Raw genomic sequence first — 13,636 nt, 5'->3', positions numbered from 1 at the left:
TGCCGATGTACCGGACAATGCCTTGCCTGCTTTCTATTACCCCCTGGCGCCGCTTCGCTGCGGCAGCCTTGTTCCTTTGCCTGCTTTGTTGCCGGGCAACAGCGCAGGAGGTCCCGGGAAAGCTGCATTCCGGTATTTCCCGAACCGATTCGGCTGAGATATCTACCTTGATCAACCAGGCCAATGCTTTCCAGGAAACACAGCCCGACAGCACGATCTTCTATTCACGGAAGGCTTTAAGCAAAAGCCTGTCCCTGAATTATGCTTTCGGTTCGGGATTGGCCCTGGCCAATATGGCCACGGCTTACCGGAATAAAGGGGAGCACAGGAGAAGCCTGGCCTTATACCGCGAAGCCCTTACGATGATACAACAGCAGGAGCAGGATCGGGATTACTACACCGCAGCCGCGCGCAATGCGATGTTCGGCGTATTTTTTCACATGGGCATGTTTGACAGCGCCGCGCTGAATTGCTTTAAAGTGATCTCCCTGTACGATAATGCAGCACCGGGCAGTGTCAATCCTAAGGGAAGCCTGGTCGATCCGCTGATCGATGCCTTCCAGTACCTGGGTATCTGCTGGCTGCAGACCGGCTATCCCGAACGTAGCCTGGCTTATATCCGGAAGGCGGAAGCCTTATCACGCAGAGATAAGCATCACTACCAGCTGCTGAGCATCCTGACCAATAAAAGCAGCGCCTATTGCCGCCTGGAAATGCCGGATAAAGCCATAGCTACCGCCGCCGAAGCGTTGCAGCTTGCCGGTAAAGATAACAACCACAACTTTGATTACCTGCTCCGGATCAATACCGCCGCCGCCCTGCTGCAGCAAAACAACATCGATAGTGCCATCGCCTTGCTGCGGTATTACCTTAAACCGGATACCCGTCCGGGCGAAGCCATCGACGCGGCCTTCGTGCTGGGTGAAGCCTTTTACCGGAAGGGCCGGTATGCGGAGGCGATTGCTATGCTTGAACCGGCCGTCAGTGCAGCCCGGCAGGCCGATCAGCGATACAACCTCATTACACCTTACCGCGTTATAGCTGCTGCTTATGCAGCATGGGGCAAGCCAAAAGCCGCTTATGATGCGCTCAGCACCAAAGAGCTGCTGGAAGATTCGCTGACACACAAGGCGATCGAGGTTATGAACATGATGGATGCGGCATTGCAGAGCGCGGAGAAAGACCGAAAGCTCAGCCAGAACCAGGTAAGGATCAGCCACCAGCAGCAACGGCTGAAGCAGCAATACCAGTGGATTGCGGCGATATCGGCAGGTGGCCTGATGCTGGCTTTATTGCTGTTCTTATTGTACCGCAATGCGCGGAACAAGCGATTGCGGCAGGAAAAGCAGCTGCAGCTGATGAGCAAAGAGCAGGAGGTGCAGCAGCTTAAGGCGATCATGAAAGGCGAAGAGCAGGAAAGGGCACGCTTTGCCCGCGAGCTGCACGATGGCTTTGTCAGCCAGCTGTCGGCCATAAAGATGAATTTTGCGGCGATGGCAGCGCAGCCTTCTCCTGCCCGGTTCAACGAGAGCCTGTCGCAGCTGGACGAGACTATAAGAGAGCTGCGCAAAACCGCGCATAACCTGATGCCGGAGATACTGTTGAATGCCGGCCTGAGCGAGGCCACCCAGCTGTATTGCGACCGGATCAACCAGTCGCATACCCTGTACATCGACTTCCGGAACTATGGCTACCTGCCCAAGATGGAACCGGCATTCGAGCTGCCCTTGTATCGCATGATCCAGGAGGCGATCCAGAATATCATCAAGCATTCGGAAGCCAACCAGGCCCTTGTGCAGTTCAACTATGACAGTAACATCCTGGGCATTACCATCGAAGACAATGGCAAAGGTTTTGAACCACTCCCGGGAAAGACCACTGGCAGTGGCATGCACAATTTCAACGCCCGCGTGGAAAGCCTTGGCGGGCAATTCCATTGCAGCAGTGTGCCCGGTGAAGGCACAACACTTTATTTTGAATTTGACCTGAGTACTCATGAGCAATAAACCCATACGGCTGGCTATAGCCGACGATCACCCGATGGTCATCAGTGGCATCAGGAATATGCTGCACTACTACAAACATCTTGAAGTGACGGACACTTACAGCAGCGGTGCGGCGCTTATGGAAGGCTTGAAATCCGGGCAGCCCGATATCCTGCTGCTCGACCTGCAGCTGCCCGATATCAGCGGTAACGAGCTGATACGGCTCATCACGCAACAATACCCCACCATAAGCATACTGGTCGTAACGAGCATGGAAAGCGCCTTCCATATTAAAGACGCAATGAGGGCCGGCAGCAAAGGCTACCTGCTCAAGACGGCCAACCGGGAAACTTTGCTGGAAGCCATAGAGACCATACAGCAGGGCGGCGAATACCTGGAACCTTCCCTGAAAGAGCAGCTGCTGCAGGATATGCTCAAAAGAAAAAGTGTATCGGCATCACCGCTTACCCGCAGGGAAAAAGAAATACTGGGTCTGATCTCCCGGGAGCTCAGCAGCCCCGAGATCGCCGCCAGCCTCAGCATCAGCGTGCGCACAGTAGAGAACCACCGTTTCAGCCTGATGCAAAAGCTCAATGCCAAGAACACAGTAAGCCTCATCCGCATTGCACAGGAAAAAGGATATCTGTAGGCCAGCCTATTCGCCCAGCCCCAGGGTAAGCGCTTTCTTTACCAATTCGCCGATAGAGCCTACTTCCAGCTTGGTAAAAATGCGCGCCCGGTAATTGCGCACTGTATTATAACCCAGGAACAGGGTATCTGCAATTTCCTGGTTAGACTTACCTGCTGCGAGCAAACGGAGTATCTCCTTTTCTCGTATCGTCAGGGACAGCCGCGCATAAATATTTTTCTTCCGCTGCGGATAATCCTGCTGCAGCTTATCCTGCAGCGAAGGCTCGATAAAGGTCCGGCCCTGCGATACCGTTTCGATAGCCTCGATCAGCGTAGGTTGCCGCGTGGTTTTCAGCAGATAGCCCAATGCACCCTGCCGGAACATCGTATTTACATAAAGGCTGCTGTTGAAATTGGTAAGGGCCAGCACCGCAATACCGGGATATTGCTGCAGGATAAGCGGTACCAGTTCATCGCCCGGCATACCGGGTAATTGTATATCCAGCAGCAGCACATCGGGTTGCTGGGCCGGAAGCGCCGTCAGCAGGTCCTTACCGTCATTGAAAGCGCCGACAAGGCGTATGTGCTTGTAGCCCTTCAGCATATTTTTCAGGCCGTCGATGATCATCGGGTGATCATCCACGATCATGATCTTGATCTCCATTGTTCCATTCATTTTAGCAGGTGCAAGCCTCAGATAGCAGGGAGGCTTACGTCTTTCCGTTCAAAGGTTACCATAATAGAAGTACCCACTCCGGGCTCCGATTGTATATCCAGGCTACCGCCCAGCGTCCGTACCCTGTAATTCAGGTTTTCGAGCCCGAAGCCCTGGCCCCGGTTGCGCGTATCGAAGCCACGGCCGTTATCTTCGACCATCAGCGCGATCCGGTCGCCTTCTTTTTCCAGCGAAACGATCACATGGTCGGCCGCAGCATGCCGGATCACATTCTGTATCAGCTCCTGCACGATCCGGAACAGCATGTTCACATAAGCCGGGTTGATTGCTTCCAGGTCGCCATGGCGATGCAGATCGATATACAAACCGCCTTTATGGCCTATCGTATCGCAATAATACTGCAGCGCTTCACCCAGGTTCTTACGCAGCAGGGCCGAAGGCATCAGGTTATGGGCCGTCTTGCGCAATTCGTCGGTAGTATCTTCAATCATCTGCATCACATCGAGCAGCTCATCCTTATGGTCAAAATTATCTTTACGGGCCGCCTGCATATTCATATTCACAGCAGCCAGCATACCGCCGATCCCGTCGTGCAGCTCCTGGGCCAGCCTGATCCGTTCCTGCTCCTCGCCCCGGATCAAGGCTCTCATTTCCTTAATCTCCTCATCGCGCAGCATCAGCTTGCGTTTCTGCCTGAAGCGGTTGTACAGGAACAGACAAATGAGCACTGCCAGCAGCGCAAAAGCCGCCGATAAGATGATGATCATGTTTTTCCGGTGCAATGCCTGCTCCTGGTGCTCCATCTGCAGCTTGTTTTCCAGGAGCTCACGGTCCTGCTCGGAAGTACGGAACTTTACTTCCAGCTGTTGTACATTGCGGATCACCTCATGGTTACGCATGCTGTCGCTAAGGCGGGAATATTCTACCTGGTGAGCAAAAGCCCCGGCAAAGTCGCCTTGCTGCGCGCAGATCTGGGCCAACTTCCGGTTGCTTTCGATCAGATCGCGCACGATACCATGCTTGCGGGCCAGCTCCAGCGACATTGAAAAATACATCTTCGCCTTGTCCATATCCTTGAGGCTGTAATACACCTCGCCCAGGGTAAAGACCGCCATATTCCGGTAATAGGGCGCAATCCCCTGGCCCTCCACTTTGAGCGCACGCTCCAGGTAAGGAATGGCCTTTGCCGGTTGTCCCATATTGAAATATAGATCGCCGATATTGTTAAGCAGCACCATTTCCCACTGGCTGAATTGACCTTGCTGCGCCAGGGCCAGGCCCCGGTAAGAGAGCTCAAGGCTTTCGTCGTATCGCTTCTGGCTGCGCAGCAGTTTGGCTTTATTGCAATAGACGCAGGTGAGGATACGGAGGTTATGGTCACGGTTGGCGATTTCTTCCGCCTTATCCAGGTAATACATGCTGCGCTGCACGTTGATCGCGCTATCGGGCATCAGGGAGAGCAACCCGCCATAGTTGTTGTATACTGTCGCCAGGTATTCGGGGTGATGCCTGGTCGCCATTGGTATGGCCATCATGTAATAATTCACGGCCCTGTCATACTGCTCCCATAGCTGCATGATCTTGCCTAGCCCCGAATAGATCACGTCCAGCGCGGGCTCCAGGGCTGCCGTATGCCGGCAGAGCCATAGCTCCCGTTGTAGCAGGGCCTCTCCCTCCTGCTCCGGAAGCAATGGCAGTATAGCTTGCAACCCTTTCCGGATACCATCGGGATAAAGCGCCTGCCCGCTCTGGTACAGGCTTTTCTTCAGAAGGACACGGGCACTGTCGGGCAATGTCTCCGCTAGCTGCTGCGCCTCCCGGATAGCCGTAGCGATCGCTATGGTATCCCGCGGACTGGCCGGCGTCAGGGCATACAGCACTGTCCGGTTCTCCTGTGCAGCGGCCATTGCAGCCAGGCACAGCAACATACCCAGTGCAGGGAAAATACGGGCGCCGCTTTTCCTGCATAGGCTAAGCAGGTAACGAAGCAGCCTGCTCCTACGGTGTGTTAAATGGTACAACAATGGCAATTGTAAAAAGGTTAAATCATCTGCTCTAATGTATGAAAAATTATTTTATGATACACTTGTATCTAGTCTGCCGTATGCAGTAAAAGTATTTTTGTCCTATGTATCCAACGCTTTTCCCCGGGGAAAAGTACATTTTAGAATTCCTTTAATAACCCAATATGAAAAAGACCGCTATTTTTTTTTCGGCGATGGTAGCAGGACAGCTGGCCCTGGCACAAACACAAATTCCCAACAGCAATTTTGAAGACTGGACAGTGGCCGACAACGGCACAGATTCCCTTGTCGGATGGAGTTCCAGCAACCTGGTGGTGATGCCGCCCGTACACTCCCTGTACAAAGAATCCGGCGCCTATCAGGGCTCATTTGCAGCCAAAGTGAACACTGCGCCTTTTGGCTTTGTGCAATATACAACGATCGGTATCCTGGTTAATGGTACCGGTGCTGAATTCAGCTACGGCGGCGGTGGCGGCGGCGCCAACGTCGAATATGTTTCCGGCGGCGGAACACCCATATCGGTCAAACCTACCGAGCTGAGAGGCTATTATAAATATACGACCGGATCTGCAAGCGACCAGGGTACTGCACGTATATTGATGACCCGTTACAATACCAGCGATAACAAAAGAGATACGGTAAGCTATGCCACGCATACGTTCACTGCCCAGGCCTCCTATGCACCTTTCAGCATTACTTTGCCCGATATGCTGCCCGGTGTTACGCCCGATACCATCACGACTATCTTCTCTTCTTCTAATCCCGCTACAGTGGCTCCCAACAATGTGTTCAGCGACCTGGTCCTCGACAGCCTCAGCCTGTATAAGGCGCCGGCGCCACCTGTAGCGAACTTTTCGGCAACACCTGTTGTGGGTAATACCAATGTAACGCCGATCAATTTTACCGATCTCAGCACCAATATACCTACGACATGGCAATGGACAATTACACCCAATAACGTAGCCTACCAGTCGGGCACCAGCGCCACCTCCAATAACCCCATCGTTAAATTTACTGCTGCCGGTACTTATACCGTAAAGCTGAAAGTAGCGAATGCCGATGGCGCAGATTCGCTCACCAAGACCGGCTATATCATCATCACCGATGGTATGGGTGTCAACGAAAGGGCTTTGCTTGAAAGCACCACGCTTTATCCCAACCCCGCAAAAGACAAGATCAACCTGGATGCCCGTTTCCTGGGCGCTGAGCTGAAGATCAGCGATCTGTCCGGCAGGAGCCTCATCTATGTCGATAAAGTAAAGAACAAGACCGTTGATGTCAGCGCGTTAAGCGAGGGCCTGTACCTGGTAAGCCTGAAACAGGGCCAGCAGACTCTTTCAGGGAAATTGCTGATCCGAAAATAGCTAATGAGTAAGCAGTGTTTCTGTTCGGGACATGGATATTGATCCATGTCCTTTTTTTATAAAATACATCTTCTCATCCCGCAGCGTACCACAGCGCAGCCGGGTTTTCCATTAATCCTTTGGTGTCTTGTGAGAAAAGAAAAGAGATCCTTCGGTTGCTGCGCAGACCTCAGGATGACTGTGTGGTGCTTATGCTCTAATGTCAGCTTCATCCGAAAATTCCCCATTGTTCCCGGCTGGCACGCGCCCTCGCGTGTGCCTGGCGCTACAGAAATGTAGTTGGTCCACGCGAGGACGCGTGAACCAGCAGCATTTATTCCGCAGCGCTGCAGCGGCGGGATTTCCTATTAATGTTTCGTGTCTTGGTGAGAAAAGAAAGAGATCCTTCGGTTGCTGCGCAGACCTCAGGATGACTGTGTGGTGTTTATGTTCTAATGTCAGCTTCATCCGAAAATTTCCAATTGTCATCCTGAGCGCAGCTTGCGGAGCATGTGTAGTGAAGGATCTCTATTATACTGCTGTTCCTTTTGCTGCGAGAAAAAAGAACAACTTAATACTCATCGGTGAAACGATAGCCGACGCCCCAGGTGGTAAGGATATAGCGGGGATGCAGCGGATCGGGCTCAATCCTGGCCCGCAGGTGGCCCAATGCTGCGGTCAGCGTATGTTCGAAGCCTGCAAAACCCAGACCCCAGACTTCTTTGAGCAGGCTTTCCGCAGTGAAGCTTCTCCCCGGATGGGCCATAAGTACCTGCAGGAGATCAAATTCTTTATAGCCCAGCTCCAGCAATTCACCGTCCAGGGTAACCCGTCTTTTTTCTGCATCCAGTACCAGCGGCCCCCTGACGATCTTGTCCTGCGCGGGACCAGGCGCTTCCTGCTGCATCACCGAGCTGTGCATTAATGCTTTTACCCGCGACATAAAGCTGTTCATACTAAAGGGCTTCAGCAGATGATCATACAGGCCGGTTGTATCGGGACTAACATCTTCCTGCCTGGGAATAAGGACCAGCAGCGGCACTCCTGCCTTCTGCCGTTTCAGCTGCGCCAGCGCATCGGCGCCGGGCATATCGGGCAGCTCAATATCCAGTATCACCAGGTCATAGTGCCTTTCATGGGCCATAGTAAGCCCCAAAGCGGCGCCGGAAGCATAATCCAGTCCCCAGCCTTCGGCTTCCAGCTGCGCTCCCGCCAGCTTTGCGATCTTATCATCAGCCTCGATCATCAGTATCCGTTGCATAAAGGTTCTCTTTTAAACAGGCAACAACTATGACACCTTACAGCAATGTAATAAAAAACCGCATATAATAAAGCGGAAAGGCCCATAAAAAAAGCCTCCATCGAAGGGAGGCCTGTTTTAAATTCCAGTGATCAAATTCCAAAAGACAAATTCCAAATTCCAAAAGTCAAATTCCAATGTCCAATGATCAAATTCCAAATCAATTTCCAATTTCTAAGTTTACAAACACTTACATTTCGACATCTAACATCTAAAGTCTGATAGTTAACCACTGCCCTCACGATCGCAACATTTCTTCCCGGGCTTCCACGCTCAACTGATCGTATTGCTCGCGCAAGGCGTCCTGCGCATGATACAGCGCGCCATGAAATTCTTCGCAGCAGGCAGATACGGTGATAAAGCCCTCATCGTTGATATAGACATTGGGATTTTTGCGGTGGTGTATACAATAAAGGCCCTGCAGCCCTTTCATAATAAAGTTATTCCTTTCTATGTTCATCTTGAGTCGCGTTTAAGGGGTCAGAAAATAAGGTGAAACGGGTTTCGGCCAACAACCCGGGGACGTTTGGTTATTGTTCTTCAAAATTAAACAACTGTTTAATTTCCACAAAAAATTTCGGTAAGATTTCGGCAAAAATTTTTTACGCCTTTTGTGCTTAATTTCGGGATAGGCGGCTAACCCTTAAACCACCCGAACTATGGCAACTACGGAAACCGATGTGATCATTATAGGCGCCGGGCTGGCTGGCCTTGTTGCCGCTGCCGAACTGGTACAGCAGGGCAAAAGTGTATTGCTGCTGGACCAGGAGCCGGAGCAAAGCCTTGGAGGGCAAGCATTCTGGTCCTTCGGCGGCCTTTTCTTCGTCAACTCTCCTGAGCAGCGCCGTATGGGCATCAGGGATTCGCATGCACTGGCTTACCAGGACTGGATGGGCACGGCCGCATTTGACCGGCCGGAAGATCACTGGCCCCGGCAATGGGCTGAAGCCTACCTCGACTTTGCTGCAGGCGAAAAACGCCCCTGGCTGGGCCGTTTGGGCATGCGCTTTTTCCCGGTCGTCGGCTGGGCGGAAAGAGGCGGCTATGGCGCGATAGGGCACGGTAATTCCGTTCCCCGCTTTCACGTGACCTGGGGCACCGGACCCGGTGTGCTGGCCCCGTTTATCCGGATAGCCAGGGACGCTGAAAAAAAAGGGCTGCTACAGTTCCGCTTCCGGCACCGGGTCAACGAGCTGCTGACCGCCAATGGCGTTGTACAGGGCGTTTCGGGCGATATACTTGAAGACAGTACAGTGGAGAGAGGGATCAAAACTTCCCGTACGGTAACGGGCTCTTTCCGCTTTATGGCGGGCGCCGTAATCGTAACCTCCGGCGGCATCGGCGCCAATCATGAGCTGGTACGCCGGAACTGGCCTGCCTCGATGGGTAAGGCACCGGAACACATGCTCTGCGGCGTTCCCGATCACGTAGACGGCCGTATGCTGGCCATCACAGAAAGGGCCGGCGGACAGATCATCAACCCCGACCGTATGTGGCATTATACCGAAGGCATTGCCAACTGGAATCCTTTGTGGACCGGCCACGGCATCCGCATTTTGCCCGGCCCCTCATCGCTGTGGTTCGATGCTTATGGCAACCGGCTGCCGGTACCCTTGTTTCCCGGCTTTGATACCCGGGGCACGTTACAACATATCCTCGGCACGGGTAAAGAATATACCTGGTTTGTCCTTAACCAGAAGATCATTAAGAAAGAATTTGCCTTGTCGGGCTCCGAGCAGAATCCCGACCTGACCGGCAAAAACTGGAAGCAGGTGCTGAAGCGGGCTATAGGGAAAAAGGCCACACCGCCGGTTGAGGCCTTTAAAGAAAGGGGAGAAGACTTCATCGTAAGGTCCGACCTCGAAGCGCTGGTAGCAGCAATGAACGCGCTGAGCGGGGAATCCTTACTGGATATAACAAAGATCAGGCAGGAGGTGGAAGCGAGGGACCGCGAGCTTCATAATACTTTCAGCAAGGATTTGCAGGTGACCGCTATAAGGGGCGCCCGCAAATACCTCGGCGACCGGCTCATCCGCACTGCACCCTTACACCCTATTCTTGATCCCAAAGCAGGCCCCTTGATCGCTGTACGACTGCACCTGCTGACACGGAAAACACTGGGCGGCCTGCACACCGATCTTTCAGCACGGGTACTGAACGATAAGGGGCAGCCCGTTGAAGGCCTGTATGCTGCCGGAGAAGTCGCCGGCTTCGGCGGCGGCGGTATGCATGGCTACCGTGCACTGGAAGGCACTTTCCTGGGCGGTTGCCTCTTTTCGGGCAGGGTTGCGGGCAGAGCTGCCGCGGGTAAGGTATAACATTCATTTCAGCGCTTACATGGTTTAAAATCCTGTAAGCACTGAAGGAAAGCTTTAAAACCCTGTAAGGGTTCAAGGACGGTCCAGAGCAAAGCCATTGCCGGCCTCTCCTACCGTCGTTGGCAGGTCGATATAACGGCCCACGCTATGCTCGCATTCAAATTGCTGCCCCAGCAGGCGGGCGATCGTCGCTGCGATCTGCTTCTGGTAGATCACCTGCTCCGTCTTCACTTCGCCCAGGGGCTTAATGCCGGGACCCATTACTGCCATCCATATTTCCCGGCTGCCGCCGATAAGGAACAGATGATCTGTCCAGGTGCGGGTACGGCGGCCCCGGCCATGGTCGGTAGTGATGAGGAAAGTGGTATTGTTGCGGTAAAAGGGATCGCTCTGCACTTCATACCACAGTTCGGCGATCATACGGTCGGTATTGGCAATGGAGCGCAGGTAGCGGTCATAATGCCCATGGTGGGCAAATTCATCAGCTTCGCCAAAAGCCACCAGCGCTACTTTCGGATGACTCTTACGGATATACTCCCTGGCGCTGATAAAGGTCAGCTCATCGTAACGGGTGTGCGCCTTTCTGCCGACGGCTTGCTGCACGCTGTCAATCATCAGGGATAAGGGATCGGTATCATCCAAAGACTCGTAACCACTGTTGACCGGGATACCGCTCCTTTTTTCATTCAGGATAAAAGGGAAAATATTCCAGGAGGAAAATGCGGCCACCTTATGCCGATAGCCCCGCTGCTTGTTCAGGAATTCCAGGATATTGGTATTCTCGTTAAGCACCGGCGTGTTCGGTATAAAGTGGCTATCGGCATAACCGGTGAAGATCTCGTTGTAGCCGGGATAAGAAAACTTGTACCGGTTGCTCACGTTCATTTTATTGCCATGATCGCGGTTGCCGTAGATCTGTCCCTTACGTGCAATCACATTCCAGAGAAAGGGTGTCAGCCGGCGGCGGCGTTCGTCCTGGTCTTCGCTCCAGTACATCTCCCGCATCAGCGCAGTGTCGGCTACATAGCTTCCCTCGTTCAATATCGCTTCATCGGCGCCATGAAAGATCTCTTGCCAGCGCAGGCCGTCGATGGTAATGATAAAGATATTGGGGCCGGGAAGGCTGTCGGGTAACTGTGCTGCAGCAGTAAGCGAGAGTAGCAGGCAGAGCAACAATGCAGAGGCTTTCATTGTATCTGGTTTTGCAAAGAAACCCACCGTATGTAACCTTAACATGAGCGTATCGTTAATATATCGCTATGCCCTTTACAAGCCTGGCACCATGGGCATTCTGTTATTAATATTCATTACAGATGAACAGAAGATTATCCTATCATTACGCTTGTCTTACCAAAATAAGATGTAGTGGTTAGCAAAATATCAAGTATGTGTTATGTTTAACGAAAGCCGGCGAAGGTATCCATTCACAATATAAGTTTGCCGCCATAAGCGGATTGCTTCTAATGGGAATGAGCAAAAAAATACTGTTTCTTACCGGGTCGCTGAACCAGACCTCCCAGATGTACCAGATCGCCCTTGAGCTCGGCGATTTTGATTGCTGGTTCAGCCAGATGTTCACCGATCATAGGCTGGTCAACTTCCTGAAAAACAAAACACCCTTGCTGGATAAGACCATCATCTCCGAACCCCACCGGAAAAAAGCGGAAGCTTACCTGAAAGAGCGCAGCTGCGCCATCGATTATGGCGGGCACAAACACCACTATGACCTGGTCGTTTGCTGCAGCGACCTGATCGTTCCTGATATGCTGAAACAAACTAAGACGGTATGGATACAGGAAGGGATGATCGACAAGCTGACCCCGCTAAGCAAAATAGTCAAGGCGCTGAACCTGCCGCCCACCTGGTGCTTCAATACCTCCCTCAACGGATCGACCAATCAATGCGATTTGTACTGCGCCGCCTCCGAAGGCTACCGCCAATATATAGCAGAGCTGGGTACGGACCCCGAAAAAATATGGGTAACCGGTACGCCTAATTACGATCATGCGGCGCAGTTCCTGGATAACGATTTCCCGCACCGGGACTATGTTATGGTCGCAACAACCGACATGCGCGAGACGGCGAGACCCGAGAACCGCGTCCGGTTCATCAGGCATTGCGTAGCGATCGCAACAGGACGGCCTTTGCTGTTCAAGCTGCATCCCAACGAAAATTTCAAAAGAGCCATTAAAGAAATACGGCAACATACGCCGGAAGGTACGCTCATCTTCACCGAAGGACATACACAGGAGATGATTGCCAATTGCAGCGAGCTGATCACACAGTATTCCACTGTAGTATACACCGGTATCGCCCTGGGCAAAAAGGTACACTCCTATTTCGATATACAGCAGCTGAAACGCCTGTCGCCCCTGCAGAACGGCGGCACTTCTGCGGCCAGGATTGCCGCGCTATGCCGCGGCTACATCGCCTTTAACGGCACAGGTCCTGAATTCCTCCGCCAGTATCGCGACCGGGAACAGCCAGCGGCAACGGAGGCGCTGGTACCCTATTATCGTAACGAAAAGGAACAATCCTATGCAGGATAAGATCGTCATCGTGATACAGGCCAGGATGTCGTCCAGCCGGCTGCCCGGCAAGGTAATGCTTCCCGTATGGGGCAAAAGCCTGCTGATGCGCATGGTGGAACGCGTGCAGCGTACACAATACCCGGTAACCATAGTAGTGGCGACCTCGACCGATGCGTCCGATGATGTGGTCGAGAATGAGGCATATGCTCATGGTATTCCGTGCTATCGCGGCAGCCTCAACAACCTGCTCGAAAGGCATTACCTGGCGGCGCGGCAATATGGCGCACATGTGGTGCTGAAGATTCCTTCCGATTGCCCGCTGATCGACCCGGCGGTCATCGATGCCACGCTCGACCTGTTCTACGAGCAGCCCGGGCATTACGATTATGTCAGTAACCTGCATCCCGCTACCTGGCCCGACGGCAACGATGTGGAAGTAATGACCATGACCTGCCTGGAACGGGCCTATTATGAGGCAACGCATTCCTGGGAGCTGGAGCATACCACGCCTTATATATGGGAGCATCCCGAACACTTCCGGACCGGTAACCTGGAATGGTCTACCGGCCTCGACCTTTCGATGACCCATCGCTTTACCATCGATTATCCTGAAGACTACGACTTCATCGTACAGGTGTATAAAAAGCTGCACCCTTTAAAGCCGGCATTCAGCTGCAACGATATTCTCCAGCTGCTGGAAGACCGCCCGAAAATATATGAGATCAATGCCGGCTATGCCGGGGTGAACTGGTACCGCAATCACCTTTCCGATCTGAAGACCATTTCTGCAGACCAGACCAAAGTACTTCCGTAATTCCTATCCAAACCT

General features: G+C 52.9%; 11 protein-coding genes. 6 read left to right on the top strand and 5 right to left on the bottom strand.

Annotated elements, in window-relative coordinates; genetic code table 11:
* Positions 1-17 precede the first annotated feature (17 nt).
* Both DZC79_RS04585 and DZC79_RS04580 read left to right on the top strand, forming a co-directional pair.
* Positions 18-2,006, top strand: coding sequence for a tetratricopeptide repeat-containing sensor histidine kinase (locus DZC79_RS04585; RefSeq protein WP_198666772.1), 1,989 nt, complete (start codon positions 18-20; stop codon positions 2,004-2,006).
* A complete protein-coding gene (locus DZC79_RS04580) occupies positions 1,996-2,634 on the top strand; it encodes a response regulator (protein ID WP_118950371.1) in 639 nt (212 codons plus the stop codon). Before DZC79_RS04585 ends, DZC79_RS04580 begins: the two co-directional genes overlap by 11 nt.
* 6 nt (positions 2,635-2,640) lie before the next feature.
* Here DZC79_RS04580 and DZC79_RS04575 read toward each other — a convergent pair whose 3' ends face one another.
* Together DZC79_RS04575 and DZC79_RS04570 are read right to left on the bottom strand one after the other, a co-directional pair.
* A complete protein-coding gene (locus DZC79_RS04575) occupies positions 2,641-3,279 on the bottom strand; it encodes a response regulator (RefSeq protein WP_198666771.1) in 639 nt (212 codons plus the stop codon).
* A 29-nt stretch (positions 3,280-3,308) separates the two neighbouring features.
* The gene (locus tag DZC79_RS04570) at positions 3,309-5,315 is read right to left on the bottom strand and encodes a tetratricopeptide repeat protein (RefSeq protein ID WP_157976922.1); all 2,007 of its coding nucleotides are present in this window, start codon (positions 5,313-5,315) and stop codon (positions 3,309-3,311) included.
* A gap of 164 nt (positions 5,316-5,479) precedes the next feature.
* Here DZC79_RS04570 and DZC79_RS04565 point away from each other — a divergent pair, with 164 nt between their 5' ends.
* Entirely contained in the window at positions 5,480-6,679 is a 1,200-nt protein-coding gene (locus tag DZC79_RS04565; protein ID WP_118950368.1) for a T9SS type A sorting domain-containing protein, read from the top strand.
* 550 nt (positions 6,680-7,229) lie between these two features.
* Here DZC79_RS04565 and DZC79_RS04560 read toward each other — a convergent pair.
* Positions 7,230-7,919, bottom strand: coding sequence for a response regulator transcription factor (locus DZC79_RS04560; protein WP_118950367.1), 690 nt, complete (start codon positions 7,917-7,919; stop codon positions 7,230-7,232).
* 277 nt (positions 7,920-8,196) lie between these two features.
* Positions 8,197-8,418 (bottom strand): hypothetical protein, encoded by a 222-nt coding sequence (locus tag DZC79_RS04555; RefSeq protein ID WP_118950366.1) that lies wholly within the window; start codon positions 8,416-8,418, stop codon positions 8,197-8,199.
* A 199-nt stretch (positions 8,419-8,617) separates the two neighbouring features.
* On the opposite strand from DZC79_RS04555, the gene DZC79_RS04550 reads away from it, so the two are divergent.
* The gene (locus DZC79_RS04550) at positions 8,618-10,276 is read left to right on the top strand and encodes an FAD-binding dehydrogenase (RefSeq protein WP_118950365.1); all 1,659 of its coding nucleotides are present in this window, start codon (positions 8,618-8,620) and stop codon (positions 10,274-10,276) included.
* A 72-nt stretch (positions 10,277-10,348) separates the two neighbouring features.
* Here the strand turns inward: DZC79_RS04550 and DZC79_RS04545 are convergent, their stop codons facing one another.
* Positions 10,349-11,467: an alkaline phosphatase family protein gene (locus DZC79_RS04545; protein ID WP_157976921.1), complete on the bottom strand. Its 1,119-nt coding sequence runs from the start codon at positions 11,465-11,467 to the stop codon at positions 10,349-10,351.
* A 278-nt stretch (positions 11,468-11,745) separates the two neighbouring features.
* Between DZC79_RS04545 and DZC79_RS04540 the strand changes: the two genes are divergently transcribed.
* The gene (locus DZC79_RS04540; protein ID WP_118950363.1) at positions 11,746-12,825 is read left to right on the top strand and encodes a hypothetical protein; all 1,080 of its coding nucleotides are present in this window, start codon (positions 11,746-11,748) and stop codon (positions 12,823-12,825) included.
* On the top strand, positions 12,815-13,621 hold the full coding sequence (locus DZC79_RS04535; RefSeq protein ID WP_118950362.1) for a cytidylyltransferase domain-containing protein: 807 nt from the start codon (positions 12,815-12,817) through the stop codon (positions 13,619-13,621). Before DZC79_RS04540 ends, DZC79_RS04535 begins: the two co-directional genes overlap by 11 nt.
* Positions 13,622-13,636 lie beyond the last annotated feature (15 nt).

The organism is Taibaiella helva, from assembly GCF_003545695.1.
Taxonomy (GTDB): domain Bacteria; phylum Bacteroidota; class Bacteroidia; order Chitinophagales; family Chitinophagaceae; genus Taibaiella; species Taibaiella helva.
The sequence above is the reverse complement of the archived record's forward strand: the minus strand, read 5'-3'. Positions and strand labels throughout refer to the sequence as shown.